Source organism: Agromyces cucurbitae (assembly GCF_058349945.1).
On record NZ_JBYRES010000003.1, the window covers coordinates 322286 to 340715 of the forward strand.

Consider the following 18430-nt stretch of genomic DNA (forward strand, 5'->3'; position numbering starts at 1 on the left):
CGTCTCCGGGGTCGAATCGGATGCCTCGCGCCGGTGCCGACCGTCGTACGAGGCCCGCCGTCGCGGGTCGCGGCGGCCGGACGTCAGGGCGCGGCGGGGTGCGCCGCGGGCGCGGCCTTCCGGGCACGACGGCGTCGCACGACGAGGATGACGCCGGCCACGAGCGCGACGACGCCGAAGACGACCAGCACGGGCGCGAGGATCGCGGCGAACGCGAGGGCGAAGCTGCCGGCGTCCTCGGCGGCGCTCACCACGGGGCCGCCGACCCCGAAGGTCGCTGCGTTCACGACCGGGCGTGCGGCGGCCTTCGCCACGTGCACCAGGAGTGCGATGCCGACGCCGATCGCGACGGGGACCCACGCGTTCGAGGCGAAGAAGGACTCGGGGTCGGTGACGGTCGTCGCCTCGATGCCGGTGCCGAAGACGATGCCGCCCGCGGTCGGTCGCACGACGGTCTGCACGATGTCGTTGACGGAGTCGAGTCCGGGTACCTTGTCGGCGACGAACTCCACCGCGAGCAGCACCACGAGCACGAGCAGCACCCACTCGTTCGAGAGCCAGGCCCAGGCGGTCGGCAGCTCGACGAGGTCGGTGAACCGGTCGAGGGCGCCGAGTACGACGAGCGGGATCCAGGCGTTGAGCCCGGCGGCGAGCGCGAGACCGGTGCCGGTGAGCAGTTCGAGCAACGCGGTCTCCGCCCCTTCTGTTCCAGTCGGTTCGAGTCGAGTGTCGCACGGTTAGAGTGGGTGTCGTGTATCTGATCGGGCTCACAGGCGGGATCGCCTCCGGAAAGTCGACCGTCGCGCGCAGGCTGTACGAGCACGGCGCCGTGCACATCGATGCCGACGACCTCGCGCGCCGCGTGGTCGAGCCGGGTACGCCGGGGCTCGCCGCGGTCGTCGCCGAGTTCGGCGAGGGTGTGCTGCGGCCCGACGGCACGCTCGATCGGGCGAAGCTCGGCGAGATCGTGTTCAACGACGACGCGGCGAGGACGCGGCTGAACGGCATCGTGCACCCCGCCGTGCGCGAGCTCTCGTCGCGGCTCATCGCGCGGGCGGAGGCCGACGACCCCGATGCGGTCGTCGTCTACGACGTGCCGCTCCTCGTCGAGGCGTCCGTCGACCACCCGTTCGACCTCGTCGTCGTGACGAACGCCCCGCGCCGTACACAGGTGAAGCGTCTCGTGGAGGAGCGGGGCCTCGACCTCATGCAGGCCGAGGCGCGCGTCGACGCCCAGGTCGACAACACGCGGCGGCTCGCGATCGCCGACGTGATCATCGACACCGACGGCTCGCTCGCGCACACGATGAGCCAGACGGACGCGCTCTGGGCGCGTGTCGCCGCCGAGCGCGCCGGCCGCGATGTCGGAGGCCGCTCCTAGACTTGGAGCATGCAGGCCACGCGCTCAGTCCGCCCCTTCGAGGTCGTCAGCGAGTACCAGCCGAGCGGTGACCAACCGCAGGCGATCGCCGAGCTCGCCGGGCGCATCAACGCGGGCGAGACCGACGTCGTGCTGCTCGGCGCGACCGGCACGGGCAAGTCGGCGACGACGGCCTGGCTCATCGAACAGGTGCAGCGTCCGACGCTCGTGCTCGCGCACAACAAGACGCTCGCCGCCCAGCTCGCGACCGAGTTCCGCGAGCTGCTGCCGAACAACGCCGTCGAGTACTTCGTCTCGTACTACGACTACTACCAGCCCGAGGCCTACGTTCCGCAGACCGACACCTTCATCGAGAAGGACTCGTCGATCAACGCCGAGGTCGAGCGGCTCCGTCACTCGACGACGAACTCGCTGCTGAGCCGTCGCGACGTCGTCGTCGTATCGACGGTGTCGTGCATCTACGGCCTCGGTACACCCGAAGAGTACCTCGGTGCGATGATGCCGCTGCAGGTGGGCCAGCGGGTCGATCGCGACTGGCTCATCCGCAAGTTCGTGTCGATGCAGTACCAGCGCAACGACGTCGACTTCTCCCGCGGCAACTTCCGGGTGCGCGGCGACACGATCGAGATCATCCCGATCTACGAAGAGCTCGCGATCCGCATCGAGATGTTCGGCGACGAGATCGAGGCGCTCTACAGCCTGCATCCCCTCACCGGCCAGGTGGTCGCCAAGCTCGACGCGGTGCCCGTCTTCCCCGGCTCGCACTACGTCGCCTCGACCGACGTCATGCAGCGGGCGATCGGCACCATTCGCGACGAGCTCGACGAACGGCTCGCCGAGCTCGAGCGGGAGGGCAAGCTGCTCGAGGCCCAGCGACTGCGCATGCGCACGACGTTCGACCTCGAGATGATGGAGCAGATCGGGTTCTGCTCGGGCATCGAGAACTACTCCCGGCACATCGACGGCCGGGCGCCCGGTGAGGCGCCGCACTGCCTGCTCGACTACTTCGCCGACGACTACCTCGTCGTCATCGACGAGTCGCATGTCACCGTGCCGCAGATCGGCGCGATGTACGAGGGCGATTCCTCGCGCAAGCGCACCCTCGTCGAGCACGGGTTCCGGCTGCCGAGCGCACTCGACAACCGACCATTGAAGTGGGACGAGTTCAAGAACCGCGTCGGCCAGACCGTCTACCTCTCGGCGACCCCCGGGCGCTACGAGATGGGCATCGCCGACGGCGTCGTCGAGCAGATCATCCGCCCGACGGGGCTCGTCGACCCGCAGATCGTCGTCAAGCCCTCGAAGGGTCAGATCGACGACCTGCTCGAAGAGATCCGCACGCGCGCCGAGCGCGATGAGCGGGTGCTCGTGACCACGCTCACGAAGAAGATGGCCGAGGAGCTCACCGACTTCCTCACCGAGGCCGGGGTGCGCGTACGATACCTGCACTCCGACGTCGACACGCTGCGGCGCGTCGAGCTGCTCACCGAGCTGCGCGCGGGCGTCTACGACGTGCTCGTCGGCATCAACCTGCTGCGAGAGGGCCTCGACCTGCCCGAGGTGTCGCTCGTGTCGATCCTCGACGCCGACAAAGAGGGGTTCCTCCGGTCGTCGACCTCGCTCATCCAGACGATCGGGCGCGCGGCGCGCAACGTGTCGGGCGAGGTGCACATGTACGCCGACGTCCTCACCGACTCGATGAAGCAGGCGATCGACGAGACGACCCGTCGTCGCGACAAGCAGCTCGAGTACAACCGCGTCAACGGCATCGACCCGCAGCCGCTGCGCAAGCGCATCGCCGACATCACCGAGGTGCTCGCGCGCGAAGAGGCCGACACCGCGGCGCTCCTCGCGGGCCGCGAGGGCCGCAAGAAGTCGCCGGTTCCGAACCTCCGCACCGAGGGCATCGCTGCCGAGGGGGCGAACGACCTCGAAGAGCTCATCCGCGACCTCAACGACCAGATGCTCGAGGCCGCAGGCGAGCTCAAGTTCGAGCTCGCGGCTCGACTGCGCGACGAGGTGTCCGAGCTCAAGCGCGAGCTCCGGCAGATGGAGAAGGCGGGCCACCTGGGCTGACTCCGAGCGACCACGGGAGCCGGAAGGCCGGAGCCGGGGCACCCGGGATTCGAACATCTGTTCGCCCACAGCGGATCGTTCGGGGCGGCAGTGTCGGTGGCTCTCTCTAGACTCGAAGGGTGCCAGTTTCACGTCTCGATGCCCATTCGCGCCTGAGTGTCCGCGGTGCCCGCGTGCACAACCTGCACAACGTCGACGTCGAGATCCCGCGCGACGCGATGGTCGTGTTCACCGGGCTGTCGGGCTCGGGCAAGTCGTCGCTCGCGTTCGACACGATCTTCGCCGAGGGCCAGCGCCGGTACGTCGAGTCGCTGTCGGCCTACGCCCGCCAGTTCCTCGGCCAGGTCGACCGCCCCGACGTCGATTTCATCGAGGGCCTGAGCCCCGCCGTCTCGATCGACCAGAAGTCGACCAACCGCAACCCGAGATCGACGGTCGGCACGATCACCGAGATCTACGACTACATGCGACTCCTGTGGGCGCGCATCGGCGTGCCGCACTGCCCGGTCTGCGGCGAGAAGATCCAGCGCCAGACCGTGCAGCAGATCGCCGACCGGCTGATGGAGCTCGAGGCCGGCACCCGCTTCCAGGTGCTGAGTCCCGTCGTGTCGAAGAAGAAGGGCGAGTTCGTCGACCTCTTCCGCGAGCTGGCCGCGCAGGGCTACTCCCGTGCCGTCGTCGACGGCGAGGTCATCCGCCTCGACGAGCCGCCGAAGCTGAAGAAGCAGGTCAAGCACGACATCTCGGTCGTGATCGACCGCCTCGTGGCCGGGCCCGACGTGCTCGGTCGACTCACCGACTCGCTCGAGACCGCGCTCCGCCTCACCGACGGGCTCGTGCAGGTCAACTTCGTCGACGAAGCGGGCCCCGATGCCTGGCACACCTTCTCCGAGAAGCTGTCGTGCCCGAACCAGCACCCGATCCAGCTCACCGAGATCGAACCCCGCACCTTCTCGTTCAACGCCCCGTTCGGCGCGTGCCCCGAGTGCTCGGGCCTCGGCACGCGCATGTCGGTCGACGAGGAGCTGCTGCTCGGCGACCCCGCACTCTCGATCGCCGACGGCGTCATCCTGCCGTGGACCTCGCAGGGCAAGAGCCTCTACAACTACTACGAGAAGCTGCTCGACGGGCTCGCCCGCGACCTCGGCTTCTCGCTCGACACCCCGTGGGCCGAACTTCCCGACGAGGCGCAGCAGGCCGTCCTGCGTGGGCAGAACTTCGAGGTCAAGGTCCGCTGGCGCAACCGGTACGGCCGCGAGATGAGCTACACGTCCGGCTTCGAGGGCGTCGTGCCGTACATCGAGCGGCAGTACCTGCAGGCCGAGACCGATGTGCAGCGCGCGCGCTGGGCCGAGTACCTGCGCGAGGTGCCGTGTCCCGTGTGCGACGGCAAGCGTCTGAAGCCCGAGGTGCTCTCGGTGCTCATCCACGACCACAGCATCGCCGACGTCGGGCTCCTCAGCCTGACCGACGCCCGCGCCTTCATGGACCGGCTCGAGCTCACCGACCGGGAGCAGGCCATCGGTGCGCAGGTGCTGCGCGAGATCAAGCTCCGGCTCGACTTCCTCATCCGCGTCGGGCTCAGCTACCTCGACCTCGCACGTGCCGCCGGCACGCTGTCGGGCGGCGAGGCGCAGCGCATCCGGCTCGCGACGCAGATCGGCTCGGGCCTCACGGGCGTGCTCTACGTGCTCGACGAGCCGAGCATCGGCCTGCACCAGCGCGACAACCGCCGCCTCATCGACACGCTCGTGGCCCTGCGCGACCTCGGCAACACGCTCATCGTGGTCGAGCACGACGAGGACACGATCCGCACCGCCGACTGGATCGTCGACATCGGGCCGGGCGCGGGGGTCAACGGGGGCACGGTCGTGCACTCCGGCAGCTACAACGACCTCCTGAAGAACACCCGGTCGCTCACGGGCGACTACCTCTCCGGGCGTAGAGAGATCGCGATCCCCGCGAGGCGGCGACCCGTCGACCCCGAGCGCATGATCTCGGTCGAGGGCGCGGCGGCGAACAACCTGCGGGGCGTCGACGTCGAGTTCCCCCTCGGCACCTTCACCGCGGTCACCGGCGTCAGCGGGTCGGGCAAGTCCTCGCTCGTGAACGACATCCTCTACCGGGTGCTCGCGAACCGGCTCAACGGTGCGCGCAAGGTGCCCGGCAAGCACCGTCGTGTGGCAGGCCTCGAGCACCTCGACAAGGTCGTGCACGTCGACCAGGCGCCGATCGGGCGTACGCCGCGATCGAACCCGGCCACCTACACGGGCGTCTTCGACCGCATCCGCACGCTGTTCTCCGAGACGACCGAGGCGAAGGCCCGCGGCTACCTGCCCGGTCGCTTCAGCTTCAACGTCAAGGGCGGCCGCTGCGAGGCCTGCTCGGGCGACGGCACGATCAAGATCGAGATGAACTTCCTGCCCGACGTCTACGTCGCGTGCGAAGTGTGCGGCGGCAAGCGGTACAACCGCGAGACCCTCCAGGTGCACTACAAGGGCAAGAACATCGCCGAGGTCCTCGAGATGCCGATCTCCGAGGCGGCCGAGTTCTTCGAGCCGATCTCGGCCATCCACCGCTACCTCAAGACCCTCGTCGACGTCGGCCTCGGCTACGTGCAGCTCGGCCAGAGCGCGACGACGCTCTCCGGCGGCGAGGCGCAGCGCGTGAAGCTCGCGACCGAGCTCCAGCGACGTTCGAACGGCCGCAGTGTCTACGTGCTCGACGAGCCGACGACGGGTCTGCACTTCGAAGACGTGCAGAAGCTCCTCAAGGTGCTCGGCAAGCTCGTCGACAAGGGCAACACGGTCATCGTCATCGAGCACTCGCTCGACGTGATCAAGTCGGCCGACTGGATCATCGACCTCGGCCCCGAAGGCGGGTCGGGCGGCGGGCAGATCGTGGCGACCGGCACGCCCGAGCACGTCGCGACGATCGCCGAGAGCCACACCGGCTACTTCCTGCGCGAGATCTTCGACGCGGCTGCCGAGCGCGCCGACGTCGCCAGCTGAGCCGATGGCGAGCGCACGAGACGGCTCCGACACGGTTCCGTACCGGCCGAAGGCGGGGGAGATCCCGACGAGTCCCGGGGTGTACCGGTTCCGCGACGCGGAGCGGCGCGTGCTCTACGTCGGCAAGGCGAAGAACCTCAGGGCGCGGCTGTCGAACTACTTCGCCCCGCTGCGCAGCCTCCACGAGCGCACTCGGCGCATGGTCACGAGCGCGTCGAGCGTCGAGTGGACGGTCGTCGGCAGCGAGGTCGAGGCGCTGCAGCTCGAGATCACGTGGATCAACGAGTTCCACCCGCCGTTCAACGTCCGCTTCAAGGACGACAAGTCGTACCCCTATCTCGCCGTGACGATGGCCGACGAGGCGCCGCGCGCCTTCGTGACCCGCAACCGCAAGATCCGCGGTGCACGGTACTTCGGACCGTATCCGAAGGTCTGGGCGATCAACGAGACCCTCGAGATCCTGCTGAAGCTCTTCCCGATCCGCACCTGCAAAGACAGCGACTACCGTCGTGCGATGGCGAGCGGCAAGCCGTGCTTCGCCGGCCAGATCGGTCGTTGCTTCGGACCGTGCTCGGGGCTCGTCACGATCGAGGAGCATCGCGAGAACGTCGACCGGTTCGTCGGGTTCATGCAGAATCAGGACCGCCGCATCATCGGCGAGCTCACCGACCGCATGCAGGCGGCGGCCGCGGCGCAGGAGTACGAGGCGGCGGCGCGCTACCGCGACCGGCTGCAGGCGGCGAACGCCTTCTTCGAGAAGAGCGCGGTCGTACTCGGCGACACGGTCGACCTCGACGTCTTCGGCGTCGACCACGACGAACTCGCGGCCGCCGTGCAGCTGTTCATCGTGCGGGGCGGGCGCGTGCGCGGCGTGCACTCGTGGACGGTCGACAAGGAGCTCGACGTGCCGCTCGGCGACCTCGTCGACTCGATCGTTCAGAACGCGTACTCCGACGGGCTCACTCCACCCGCCGAGGTCGTCGTGCCCGAGCTTCCCGACGACGCCGCCGCGCTCGAGCACTGGCTCGGGGGCGAGGCGGGCCGCAAGGTGCGGCTCAAGGTCGCCCAGCGCGGTGACAAGGCCTCGCTCCTCGCGACGGCGACGCAGAATGCCCGGCAGACGCTCATGCTCTACAAGACGCGGCGCAGCGCCGACTTCACGACGCGGTCGCGCGCCCTCGAAGACATCCAGGAGGCGCTCGGCATGGCCGACGCGCCGCTCCGCATCGAGTGCTACGACGTCTCGCACCTGAGCGGAACGAACATCGTGGCATCTATGGTCGTCTTCGAAGACGGCCTGCCGCGCAAAGACGAGTACCGCCGGTTCACGATCCCGCAGTCGAGCGACGACACCGACTCGATCCACCAGGTGCTCACGAGGCGCCTCGCGTACCTGGCGCAGCCCGCTGCGTCGTCGGCGAACGGCACGGATGCCGCGACCGGCGCCGACCCCGATGACGGGCAGGCGGCCGAGACGGGCGAGATGCCCGAACGGCGCAAGAAGTTCGCGTATCCACCGAACCTGCTGGTCGTCGACGGCGGCCAGCCGCAGGTCGCCGCCGCCGAGCGTGCGCTGCGCGAGTCGGGCGTGCAGGGCATCTACCTGTGCGGCATCGCGAAGCGGCTGGAGGAGATCTGGACGCCCGAGAGCGACTTCCCGGTCATCCTCCCGCGCAACAGCGACGCGCTGTTCCTGTTCCAGCGGGTCCGCGACGAGGCGCACCGCTTCGCGATCACCCATCAGCGCCAGCGTCGCAAGCGCGACATCGGCACGGTCCTCGCCGAGATCCCCGGTCTCGGCCCCGCCCGGGTGAAGGAGCTGCTGCGTCATTTCGGCTCGGTCGCCCGGCTCCGCGCGGCCGACCAGGACGCCATCTCCGAAGTGAAGGGCATCGGCCCGACGCTCGCGGCGACCGTGCATGCGCAGCTGCACGCCGACAGCGCGCCCGCACCCCGCTAGGCTGGTGTGTCGGCTGGATCGGCTTCGGCCGGACTGGATCGGCTTCGGCTGGAAGGGGGCCTGAATGGCGGCGGGGGAGCCCGAGCGGCAGGAGATGCTCATCGTCACCGGCATGAGCGGCGCCGGCCGCTCGACCGTGGGCAACGCGCTCGAGGATCTCGGCTGGTACGTCGTCGACAACCTGCCGCCCCAGATGCTGCGTCCGCTCGTCGAGCTCGTGGAGCGGGCGGGCACGTCGCTGCCGCGCATCGCGGCCGTCGTCGACATCCGAGGCCGTGACTTCTTCGCCGAGCTGCAGGACATCATCCAGGCGCTCCGCACCGGCGTGAACGTTCGCGTCGTGTTCCTCGACGCGAACGACGCCGTGCTGGTGCGCCGATTCGAGGCGGTGCGCCGGCCGCACCCGCTCCAGGGCAACGGCACGCTCCTCGACGGCATCGGCGCCGAGCGGGCACGACTGGCGACGCTGCGCGAGGCGAGCGACTTCGTCGTCGACACGTCCGACCTCAACATCCACCAGCTCGCGAACCTCATCACCGAGACGTTCGCCGATGCCGACCATGCGGGCCTCCGGGTGACCATGCAGAGCTTCGGGTTCAAGTACGGAGCGCCGACCGACGCCGACCTGATCGCCGACGCCCGATTCCTCCCCAATCCGTTCTGGAACCCCGAGCTCCGCCACCTGACGGGCGAAGACGCCCCGGTGCGCGACTTCGTGCTCGGCCAGCCGGGCGCGATGGAGTTCATCGACGCCTATGCGAAAGCGCTCGAGCCGGTCCTCGCCGGCTACCAACGAGAGAACAAGCGGCACGCGACGATCGCGATCGGCTGCACGGGCGGCAAGCACCGTTCCGTGGCCATGGTCCGAGCGCTGAGCGAGCGCGTCGCGAACATGCCCGGCGTCGTCGTGAGCGTCAAGCATCGCGACCTCGGTCGCGAGTGACCCGGGCCCGCAACACAGATTGGAACACACGTGCCATTGACCGCTGATGTGAAAGAGGAGCTCGCCCGCGTCGAGGTCTCCAAGACGAGCGTGCGCGTCGCCGAACTCGCGTCCGTGCTGCGCTTCGCGGGCGGACTGCACATCATCCAGAACCGCATCGCGATCGAGGCCGAGCTCGACTCGAAGACGGTCGCCAAGCGCGTCACCCGCGACCTCGGCGAGATCTACGGCGTGCGACCCGACGTCTCGGTGATCTCCCCGTCGGGCGTTCGCCGCACGAACCAGTACCTCATCAGGGTGCTCGACGGCGGCGAGACGCTCGCCCGCCAGACCGGGCTGCTCGATGCCCGCCGCCGCCAGGTCCGCGGCCTGCCGAACAAGCTCACGACCGGCTCGCGCGACGAGATCGCGGCGGTCTGGCGCGGCGCCTTCCTCGCGCAGGGCAGCCTCACCGACCCCGGCCGCTCGGCCGCGCTCGAGGTCACCTGCCCGGGCAACGAGACCGCGATGGCCCTCGTCGGAGCCGCCGGGCGGCTCGGCATCTCGGCCAAGGCGCGCGAGGTGCGCGGCGTGCACCGCGTCGTCATCCGCGACGGCGAGGCGATCAGCGCGATGCTCTCGGCGATGGGGGCGACCGGCACCGTGCGCAACTGGGAGGAGCTGCGCCAGCGTCGCGAGGTGCGGGCGACGGCCAACCGACTCGTCAACTTCGACGACGCGAACCTGCGCCGCTCCGCGCAGGCCGCGGTCGCCGCATGCGCGCGCGTCGAGCGGGCGATGGAACTGCTCGGCGACGACATCCCCGACCACCTCCGCTACGCGGGCGAGCTGCGCCTCGCGCACCGCGACGCCAGCCTCGACGAGCTCGGCCACCACGCCGACCCGCCGATGACGAAGGACGCCGTGGCCGGCCGCATCCGGCGACTCCTCGCGATGGCCGACAAGCGCGCGGCCGACCTCGGCGTGCCCGGTACCGAGGCCAGCCTGCCCGCGGATCTCGACGAGGTCTGAGCCGGCACCGAGGCGAGGCTGCGCGCTGTTGTCGCCCGCGGATCTCGACGAGGTCTGAGCCGGCACCGAGGCGAGGCGTGCTGCGACGAGGGGCGCCGGCCCCGAGGCATCCGTTCGCCGTTGCCCAGGATGACAACCCCCGGTGCCGCCGGGTGCCCCGGGCATAGACTCGGGAGAGCGGCCGCGGAAGCCCGGGGGAGTCGCCCGGGCGCCCGGCGCGTCTGACAAGGAGAAGCAATGGCTGACTACACCCTCCCCGATCTCGCCTACGACTACTCGGCCCTCGAGCCGGCGATCAGCGGCACGATCATGGAGCTGCACCACTCGAAGCACCACCAGGCGTACGTGACCGGCGCGAACACCGCGCTCGCGCAGCTGGCCGAGGCGCGCGACTCGGGCAACTTGGCGAACGTCAACAAGCTCGAGAAGGACCTCGCGTTCAACCTCGGTGGCCACGTCAACCACTCGATCTTCTGGACGAACATGTCGCCCGACGGCGGCGACAAGCCGACCGGCGAGCTCGCCGCCGCGATCGACGACCAGTTCGGCTCGTTCGACAAGTTCCAGGCCCACTTCACCGCGACCGCACTCGGCGTGCAGGGCTCTGGCTGGGCCGTGCTCGCCTGGGACTCGCTCGGCCAGCGCCTGATCGTCGCCCAGTTCTTCGACCAGCAGGGCAACCTGCCGGCGGGCCTCGTGCCGCTGCTCATGCTCGACGTCTGGGAGCACGCCTACTACCTCGACTACAAGAACGTCCGCGCCGACTACGTCAAGGCGTTCTGGACCATCGTCGACTGGGAGAACGTCCAGCAGCGCTTCACGGCAGCTGGTGAGAAGACCTCAGGGCTGCTGCTACTGTCGTAAACCGGACGGTGTCCCCGGGCGCCTCCGGGGACACCGCCGTCCGATCAGTCCATCCGTGAAACGGCGCCGTCGCGCCTCGTCATTCAGGAGACACCCGTGTCAGTGAAGATCGGCATCAACGGCTTCGGCCGCATCGGCCGCAACTACTTCCGCGCCGCACTCGCCCAGGGAGCAGACCTCGAGATCGTCGCGGTGAACGACCTCACCGACAACAAGACGCTCGCCCACCTCTTGAAATACGACTCGGTCACCGGCCGGCTCGACGCGACCGTCGACTACGACGACGACCACATCATCGTCGACGGCACGCCCATCCGGGCCTTCGCCGAGCGCGACCCCGCGAACCTGCCGTGGGGCGACCTCGGCGTCGACATCGTGATCGAGTCGACCGGCTTCTTCACGAAGGCCGCCGATGCCCGCAAGCACCTCGAGGCCGGCGCCAAGAAGGTGCTCATCTCGGCCCCGGCGACCGACGAGGACGCGACCTTCGTGATGGGCGTCAACGAGGACACGTACGTGCCCGAGCGCCACCACATCATCTCGAACGCGTCGTGCACGACCAACTGCCTCGCGCCGCTCGCGAAGGTGTTCAACGACGCGTTCGGGATCGAGCGCGGCCTCATGACGACCGTGCACGCCTACACGGCCGACCAGAACCTGCAGGACGGCCCCCACCGCGACCTGCGCCGCGCCCGTGCTGCCGCGATCAACATCGTGCCGACGTCGACCGGTGCCGCCAAGGCGATCGGCCTCGTGCTGCCAGAGCTCGTCGGCAAGCTCGACGGCTTCGCACTGCGCGTGCCCGTGCCGACCGGTTCGATCACCGACCTCACCGTGACGGCCTCGCGGCCCGTCACGGTCGACGAGATCAAGGCCGCCTACAAGGCGGCCGCCGAGGGCCCCCTCAAGGGGATCCTCAAGTACACCGAGGATGAGATCGTCTCGTCCGACATCGTCTCCGATCCGCACTCGTCGATCTTCGACGCCGGCCTCGTGCGCGTGATCGGCGACCAGGTGAAGCTCTCGGCCTGGTACGACAACGAGTGGGGCTACTCCAACCGACTCGTCGACCTGACCGAGTACGTCGCCGACCGACTCTGAAACGAGAACACGTGACCCTGCGAACCATCTCCTCACTCGGCGACCTCGCGGGCAAGCGCGTCGTCGTCCGCTGCGACCTCAACGTTCCGTTGAACGACGGGGTCATCACGGACGACGGCCGCGTGCGCGCATCGGTGCCCACGATCGAAGCCCTGCGATCGCAGGGCGCCCGAGTGATCGTCATCTCCCACCTGGGCCGCCCCGACGGGGCGCCCGACCCGAGGTACAGCCTCGCGCCGGTGGCGGCGCGCCTCGGTGAGCTGCTCGACGCCCCCGTCGCGTTCGCGACCGACACCGTGGGCGACGACGCGACGGCGAAGGTCGCCGCGCTCGGCGACGGCGACGTCGTCGTGCTCGAGAACCTGCGCTTCAACCCGGGGGAGACCTCGAAGAACGAGGCTGAGCGCACCGCATTCGCGGGCGAGCTCGCGGCATTCGCCGACGCCGTCGTGTCCGACGGCTTCGGCGTGGTGCACCGCAAGCAGGCCAGCGTGTACGAGCTCGCCGAGCTCCGTCCGAGTGCGGCCGGCCTGCTCATCGCGGCCGAGCTCGACGTGCTCGACCGGCTCACCGAGAACCCCGAGCGGCCCTACACCGTCGTGCTCGGCGGTTCGAAGGTCTCCGACAAGCTCGGCGTCATCGCCCACCTGCTCCCGCGTGTCGACCGGCTGCTCATCGGCGGCGGCATGCTCTTCACCTTCCTCGCGGCGCAGGGCCACAAGGTCGCCTCGAGCCTGCTCGAGGCCGACCAGATCGACACGGTCAACGGCTACCTCGCCGAGGCCGCCGAGCGCGGTGTCGAGCTCGTGCTGCCGACCGACGTCGTGGTCGCCGCGTCGTTCTCGGCCGATGCCGCGCACGTCGTGACCGCGGCCGACGCCATCGAGGACACCCCGTTCGGCGCCTCGGGCCTCGGCCTCGACATCGGACCCGAGACGGCGGCCCGGTTCGCCGAGCTCGTGCGCGACTCGAAGACGGTCTTCTGGAACGGCCCGATGGGCGTCTTCGAGCTCGCCCCGTTCGCCGCCGGCACCCGTGCGGTGGCCGAGGCGCTCACCGAGGTCGACGGCCTCAGCGTCGTCGGCGGAGGCGACTCGGCCGCGGCCGTGCGCGTGCTCGGCTTCGACGACGAACGATTCGGACACATCTCGACGGGCGGAGGCGCGAGCCTCGAGTTCCTCGAGGGCAAGAAGCTCCCCGGACTGGAGGTCCTCGGATGGCAGTGAAGCGCACCCCGTTCATCGCGGGCAACTGGAAGATGAACCTCGACCACCTGCAGTCGATCGCGTTCGTGCAGAAGCTCGCGTGGGCGCTCGGCGACGCGAAGCACGACTTCGCCGATGCGGAGGTGGCGGTCTTCCCGCCGTTCACCGACCTGCGCAGCGTGCAGACGCTCGTCGCGGCCGACTCGCTCTCGATCGGGTACGGCGCACAGGACCTGTCGAAGCACGACTCGGGTGCCTACACGGGCGAGATCTCCGGCGCGTTCCTCAAGCAGCTCGACTGCCGATACGTCATCATCGGCCACTCCGAGCGGCGCACGCTGCACGGCGAGACCGACGCCGACGTGAACGCGAAGGTCGTCGCGGCGCACCGCCACGGGCTCGTCCCGGTGCTGTGCGTCGGCGAGACCGCCGACGACCTCGAGGCGCACGGTGCGAGCGCCGTGCCGGTCGCGCAGCTGCGTGCCGCGCTCGAGGGCGTCGACGCGTCGAAGGGACTCGTCGTCGCCTACGAGCCCGTCTGGGCGATCGGATCGGGCCAGGCGGCGACGCCCGCCCAGGCCGAGCAGGTGGCCGCCGCCCTCCGGGCCGTGCTCGCGGAGATCGCGGGTGACGAGATCGCGTCGTCCACGCGGATCCTCTACGGCGGCTCGGTGAAGGCCGCGAACATTGCCGCCTTCCTGCGCGAGCCCAACGTCGACGGGGCGCTCGTCGGCGGCGCGAGCCTCGACATCGACGAGTTCTCGAGCATCGTCCGCTTCAAGAAGCACGTCGGCGCCTGAACGCCGTCGGGGGCCGGGGCGCGTCTCCGGCCCCCGGCGCCGCGCCCGGCTATACTCGATTGTCGGCATCGACCCCCTGCGTCGTGCCCGGAAAGGTTCACCGTGGAGATTCTCCAAGTCGTGCTCGAGGTGCTGCTCGGCCTCACGAGCCTCCTGCTGACGCTGCTCATCCTGCTGCACAAGGGTCGTGGCGGCGGTCTGTCCGACATGTTCGGCGGTGGCGTCACCTCGAGCCTCGGCGCATCCGGCGTCGCCGAGCGCAACCTGAACCGCATCACCGTGGTGCTCGGCCTCGTGTGGATCACGTGCATCGTGATCCTCGGCCTCATCACGAAGTTCCAGACCGGCGCCTGACGAGGAGCAGACATGGCATCAGGTAACAGCGCCATTCGCGGCTCCCGCGTCGGAGCCGGCCCCATGGGCGAACAGGACCGCGGATTCCACGCCGACCGGGTCGCGATCAGCTACTGGGACGCCCAGGGCAACGAGACGGTCCGCTACTTCGCCGCGAACCTGCCCGAAGAAGAGATCCCCGACGTGATCGACAGCCCGTCGACCGGACTTCCCGCGGGCCGCGACCGCGAGAACCCGCCCGCGGTGACGAAGCTCGAGCCGTACAAGACGCACCTCGCGTACGTGAAGGAGCGCCGCACCGAAGACGAGGCGGCGCAGCTGCTCGACGACGCGCTCAACCAGCTCCGCGCCCGTCGCGGACAGGTGCAGAAAGACTGAACACCTCCGCGATTCGCGGTGCATACGACGAAGGGCGGGCCACTCGGGCCCGCCCTTCGTCGTATCCGGCGAATCAGTACTCGCGCGCGATCAGCGCCTCGGGGACTTCGGCCGCGGCATCCCGGTCGACGAAGAAGACCGTACGGCGGCGGCCCTTGATGCCGGCGACCGGCACCTCGTCACGGCTGGCGCCGGCGAGTGCGAGCCCGAGGGCGGAGGCCTTGTCGGCACCCGCGAGCACCATCCAGACGCGCTGCGAGGCGTTCAGCACCGGTCGCGTGAGGCTGAGCCGCTCGGGCGGCGGCTTCGGCGACTCGCGCACGGGGATGACGGTCTGGTCGGTCACCTCGATGCCCGAACGGTGCGGGAAGAGCGAGGCGATGTGCCCGTCGGGGCCCACGCCGAGGAACGTGATGTCGAAGACGGGGTGCGCGTAGCCCTCGGCCGCATGGTCGGCGAGCTCGGCGGCGTAGTCGACCGCCGCCTCGTCGAGCGTGAGCCCCGAGTCCGACGCCGGGAACGGGTGCAGGTTGTCGTCGGGCAGGTCGAGGTCGTCGAGCAGGGCCTCGTGCGACTGCCGGTCGTTGCGGTCGGCGTCGCCCCTCGGCACCCAGCGCTCGTCGCCCCACCAGAAGTGCACGCGCGACCAGTCGACCGACATGCGGGCGGGGGAGGCGGCGACCGCCTCGAGCACCGCCGAGCCCATCGAACCGCCCGTGAGCACGACGTGCACGAGCGGCTGGGCGTCGAGCAGGTCGAGGGTCTTCGTGATGAACCTCGCCGCCACCGCGCCCGCGAGGGTCGCCTTGTCGGGGTGCACGAGCACCCGCCGTTCGTTCGTCACGCGATCTCCTCCGCACCGTCGTCCGCGAGGAGTCGGAGCCCCTTCGCGATGACCTCACCGTACAGCTCGTCGGGATCGAGTCGGCGGAGCTCGTCGGCGAGGCAGTCGCGAAGGCTCCGTCGCGGCAGCGCCACGTCGTGCAGCGGCTGGTCGGGCTGGCGCAGGGTCGCGACGCCGGGGACGTCGCGCACGAGCTCGATCGTGCCGCTCGCCCGGTCGAGGCGCACGCCGTGGATGCCGTGGGATCCCTCGTCGACGCCCGTGAGCTCCACCTCGGTGGCGCAGCCGAGCTGCAGTCGCAGCCAGGCGCCGAGCAGCGTCGTCGACGGCGAGTCGATGGCGCCGGACACGTGCACCGCCGTGATCGGCTCGTACGGCGGTTGGTCGAGGACGGCCGCGAGCTGGGCACGCCACAGGGTCAGCCTCGTCCACGAGAAGTCGGCATCGCCCGGGGTGTAGCTCTCCGCGAGCGCGTGCAGCGCCGCCTGCGGATCGGGCTGGGTCGAGGCATCCGTGATGCGCCGCTGGGCGATGCGCCCGAGCGGCGACCGGCCCGGCACCGCGGGAGCCGCGCCCGGCCACCACGTGACCACGGGTGCGTCGGGCAGGAGGAGCGCCATGACGAGGCTCTCCTCGTAGCGGGCGGCGTCGCCCCGGGCGCGGAGGACGATGACCTCGCTCGCACCGGCGTCGCCCCCGACTCGGATCTCGGCGTCGAGCCGCGACGGGGCGCCGTCTGAGGCCGTGCCCGGCTCGATCGAGACCACGATGACGCGCATCGGATGCTCGCGCGAGGCGTCGTTCGCCGCCTCGATCGCCTCCTCCTCGGCGTCCGGCGTCGTCGCGATGACGAGGGTCAGCACGCGACCGAGGGCGACGACGCCGCCCTCCTCGCGGATCTTCACGAGCGCCTTCGAGACCTGGCTCGTGGTCGTGTCGGGCAGTTCGACGATCATGGCCGCCTCCAGGTGCGTCCGTCGCGGGCGAGGAGCTCGTCGGCCGAGCTCGGGCCCCAGGTTCCGGGGCGGTACTGCTCGGGCTGGCCCTGCGTCGCCCAGAACTCCTCGATCGGGTCGAGGATCTTCCAGCTGAGCTCGACCTCCTCCTGGCGGGGGAAGAGGGGCGGGTCGCCGAGCAGTACGTCGAGGATGAGCCGCTCGTAGGCCTCGGGGCTCGCCTCGGTGAACGCGTGCCCGTATCCGAAGTCCATCGTGACGTCGCGCACCTGCATGCCCGCGCCCGGCACCTTCGAGCCGAACCGGATCGTCACGCCCTCGTCGGGCTGCACGCGGATGACGAGCGCGTTCTGGCCGAGCTCCGAGGTCTGGCTGTCGGCGAAGAGCTGCTGGGGGGCGCGCTTGAACACGACGGCGATCTCGGTGACACGGCGGCCGAGGCGCTTGCCCGCCCGCAGGTAGAACGGCACGCCCGCCCAGCGGCGCGTGCCGATCGTGAGCTTCATCGCGGCATACGTCTCGGTCGTCGAAGCGGGATTCATGCCGTCCTCCTCGAGGAAGCCGACGACCTTCTCGCCGCCCTGCCAGCCGCCCGAGTACTGGCCGCGGGCGGTGCCCGCCGCGAGGTCTTCGGGGATGCGGACCGCGGCGAGGATCTTCTCCTTCTCGGCGCGCAGGTCGGCCGCGTCGAAGGAGATGGGCTCCTCCATGGCGGTGAGCGCGAGCAGCTGCAGCAGGTGGTTCTGGATCACGTCGCGCGCCGCGCCGATGCCGTCGTAGTACCCGGCCCGGCCGCCGACGCCGATGTCCTCGGCCATCGTGATCTGCACGTGGTCGACGTAGTTCGCGTTCCAGATCGGCTCGTACAACTGGTTGGCGAAGCGCAGCGCGAGGATGTTCTGCACCGTCTCCTTGCCGAGGTAGTGATCGATGCGGAACACCGAGTCGGGCGGGAACACGCTCGCCACGACGTCGTTGAGCTCCCGTGCCGACGCGAGGTCGCTGCCGAACGGCTTCTCGATCACGACGCGCCGCCACTGCCCGTCGCGCTGCTCCGTGAGACCCGAGCGCTTGAGCTGCTCGGTCACGAGCGGGAACGACTTCGGCGGGATCGACAGGTAGAACGCGTGGTTGCCCATCGTGCCGCGCTCACGGTCGAGCGTCTCGACGACGTCGCGGAGCCGGTCGAACGCCGCGTCGTCGTCGAACGTGCCCATGACGAAGCGGATGCCGCGTGCGAGCTGCTGCCAGACGTCCTCCCGGAACTCGGTGCGGGCGTACTGCTTCACCGAGTCGTGCACGACCTGCGCGAAGTCCTCGTCCTCCCAGTCGCGCCGGGCGAACCCCACGAGGGCGAACCCTGGCGGCAGGAGGCCGCGGTTCGCGAGGTCGTACACGGCCGGCATCAGCTTCTTGCGCGACAGGTCGCCCGTCACGCCGAAGATGATGAGGCTCGACGGCCCCGCGATGCGGTTGAGCCGGTAGTCCTTGGGAGATCGGAGGGGATTGTGATGCGCCGAGATCTCTGCCGAAACCACGTGCGGGT

At 69.8% G+C, this 18430-nt stretch carries 16 protein-coding genes; 12 read left to right on the forward strand and 4 right to left on the reverse strand.

Annotation, left to right across the window (positions count from 1 at the left end; genetic code table 11):
- Nucleotides 1-83 precede the first annotated feature (83 nt).
- Nucleotides 84-686, reverse strand: coding sequence for a DUF4126 domain-containing protein (locus tag AC3RJ6_RS12750; protein ID WP_491427445.1), 603 nt, complete (start codon nt 684-686; stop codon nt 84-86).
- A gap of 65 nt (nt 687-751) precedes the next feature.
- On the opposite strand from AC3RJ6_RS12750, the gene coaE reads away from it, so the two are divergent.
- The 12 genes from coaE to AC3RJ6_RS12810 all read left to right on the forward strand — a co-directional run bounded on the left by coaE (nt 752) and on the right by AC3RJ6_RS12810 (nt 15084).
- Entirely contained in the window at nt 752-1381 is a 630-nt protein-coding gene (coaE, locus tag AC3RJ6_RS12755) for a dephospho-CoA kinase (protein ID WP_491427446.1), read from the forward strand.
- Nucleotides 1382-1390: 9 nt separating this feature from the next.
- The gene (uvrB, locus tag AC3RJ6_RS12760; protein WP_491427447.1) at nt 1391-3457 is read left to right on the forward strand and encodes an excinuclease ABC subunit UvrB; all 2067 of its coding nucleotides are present in this window, start codon (nt 1391-1393) and stop codon (nt 3455-3457) included.
- A gap of 119 nt (nt 3458-3576) precedes the next feature.
- Entirely contained in the window at nt 3577-6468 is a 2892-nt protein-coding gene (gene uvrA / locus AC3RJ6_RS12765) for an excinuclease ABC subunit UvrA (RefSeq protein ID WP_491427448.1), read from the forward strand.
- 4 nt (nt 6469-6472) lie between these two features.
- Complete coding sequence (uvrC, locus tag AC3RJ6_RS12770) at nt 6473-8428, forward strand: excinuclease ABC subunit UvrC (protein WP_491427449.1); 1956 nt, start codon at nt 6473-6475, stop codon at nt 8426-8428.
- Nucleotides 8429-8492: 64 nt separating this feature from the next.
- Nucleotides 8493-9371, forward strand: coding sequence for an RNase adapter RapZ (gene rapZ / locus AC3RJ6_RS12775; protein ID WP_491427450.1), 879 nt, complete (start codon nt 8493-8495; stop codon nt 9369-9371).
- A gap of 30 nt (nt 9372-9401) precedes the next feature.
- Nucleotides 9402-10382, forward strand: a complete 981-nt coding sequence (whiA, locus tag AC3RJ6_RS12780) for a DNA-binding protein WhiA (RefSeq protein ID WP_491427451.1) — start codon at nt 9402-9404, stop codon at nt 10380-10382.
- Between the two features lie 237 nt (nt 10383-10619).
- Entirely contained in the window at nt 10620-11246 is a 627-nt protein-coding gene (locus tag AC3RJ6_RS12785) for a superoxide dismutase (RefSeq protein WP_491427452.1), read from the forward strand.
- A gap of 96 nt (nt 11247-11342) precedes the next feature.
- Entirely contained in the window at nt 11343-12347 is a 1005-nt protein-coding gene (gene gap / locus AC3RJ6_RS12790) for a type I glyceraldehyde-3-phosphate dehydrogenase (protein WP_491427453.1), read from the forward strand.
- A gap of 11 nt (nt 12348-12358) precedes the next feature.
- Entirely contained in the window at nt 12359-13573 is a 1215-nt protein-coding gene (locus AC3RJ6_RS12795; RefSeq protein WP_491427454.1) for a phosphoglycerate kinase, read from the forward strand.
- The gene (gene tpiA, locus AC3RJ6_RS12800) at nt 13564-14352 is read left to right on the forward strand and encodes a triose-phosphate isomerase (RefSeq protein ID WP_491427456.1); all 789 of its coding nucleotides are present in this window, start codon (nt 13564-13566) and stop codon (nt 14350-14352) included. The genes AC3RJ6_RS12795 and tpiA overlap by 10 nt, the downstream gene beginning before the upstream one ends.
- 102 nt (nt 14353-14454) lie before the next feature.
- Nucleotides 14455-14706, forward strand: a complete 252-nt coding sequence (secG, locus tag AC3RJ6_RS12805) for a preprotein translocase subunit SecG (protein WP_231430937.1) — start codon at nt 14455-14457, stop codon at nt 14704-14706.
- Between the two features lie 12 nt (nt 14707-14718).
- Nucleotides 14719-15084, forward strand: coding sequence for an RNA polymerase-binding protein RbpA (locus tag AC3RJ6_RS12810; protein WP_491427457.1), 366 nt, complete (start codon nt 14719-14721; stop codon nt 15082-15084).
- Nucleotides 15085-15157: 73 nt separating this feature from the next.
- On the opposite strand, the gene pgl is transcribed toward AC3RJ6_RS12810, so the two are convergent.
- Genes pgl through zwf form a run of 3 tightly spaced genes read right to left on the reverse strand, consistent with a single transcriptional unit; the run spans nt 15158 to nt 18422 of the window.
- Nucleotides 15158-15928, reverse strand: a complete 771-nt coding sequence (gene pgl, locus AC3RJ6_RS12815; RefSeq protein WP_491427459.1) for a 6-phosphogluconolactonase — start codon at nt 15926-15928, stop codon at nt 15158-15160.
- The gene (locus AC3RJ6_RS12820) at nt 15925-16884 is read right to left on the reverse strand and encodes a glucose-6-phosphate dehydrogenase assembly protein OpcA (RefSeq protein ID WP_491427460.1); all 960 of its coding nucleotides are present in this window, start codon (nt 16882-16884) and stop codon (nt 15925-15927) included. Before AC3RJ6_RS12820 ends, pgl begins: the two co-directional genes overlap by 4 nt.
- Entirely contained in the window at nt 16881-18422 is a 1542-nt protein-coding gene (gene zwf, locus AC3RJ6_RS12825; RefSeq protein WP_491427461.1) for a glucose-6-phosphate dehydrogenase, read from the reverse strand. Before zwf ends, AC3RJ6_RS12820 begins: the two co-directional genes overlap by 4 nt.
- Between the last annotated feature and the right edge of the window lie 8 nt (nt 18423-18430).

Excerpts from the sequence above, each read along its gene's own strand:
- uvrB (WP_491427447.1), top strand. The coding sequence starts at position 1,391 with ATGCAGGCCACGCGCTCAGTCCGCCCCTTCGAGGTCGTCAGCGAGTAC.
- uvrC (WP_491427449.1), top strand. The coding sequence starts at position 6,473 with ATGGCGAGCGCACGAGACGGCTCCGACACGGTTCCGTACCGGCCGAAG.
- rapZ (WP_491427450.1), top strand. The coding sequence starts at position 8,493 with ATGGCGGCGGGGGAGCCCGAGCGGCAGGAGATGCTCATCGTCACCGGC.
- AC3RJ6_RS12785 (WP_491427452.1), top strand. The coding sequence starts at position 10,620 with ATGGCTGACTACACCCTCCCCGATCTCGCCTACGACTACTCGGCCCTC.
- tpiA (WP_491427456.1), top strand. The coding sequence starts at position 13,564 with ATGGCAGTGAAGCGCACCCCGTTCATCGCGGGCAACTGGAAGATGAAC.
- AC3RJ6_RS12810 (WP_491427457.1), top strand. The coding sequence starts at position 14,719 with ATGGCATCAGGTAACAGCGCCATTCGCGGCTCCCGCGTCGGAGCCGGC.
- AC3RJ6_RS12820 (WP_491427460.1), bottom strand. The coding sequence starts at position 16,884 with ATGATCGTCGAACTGCCCGACACGACCACGAGCCAGGTCTCGAAGGCG.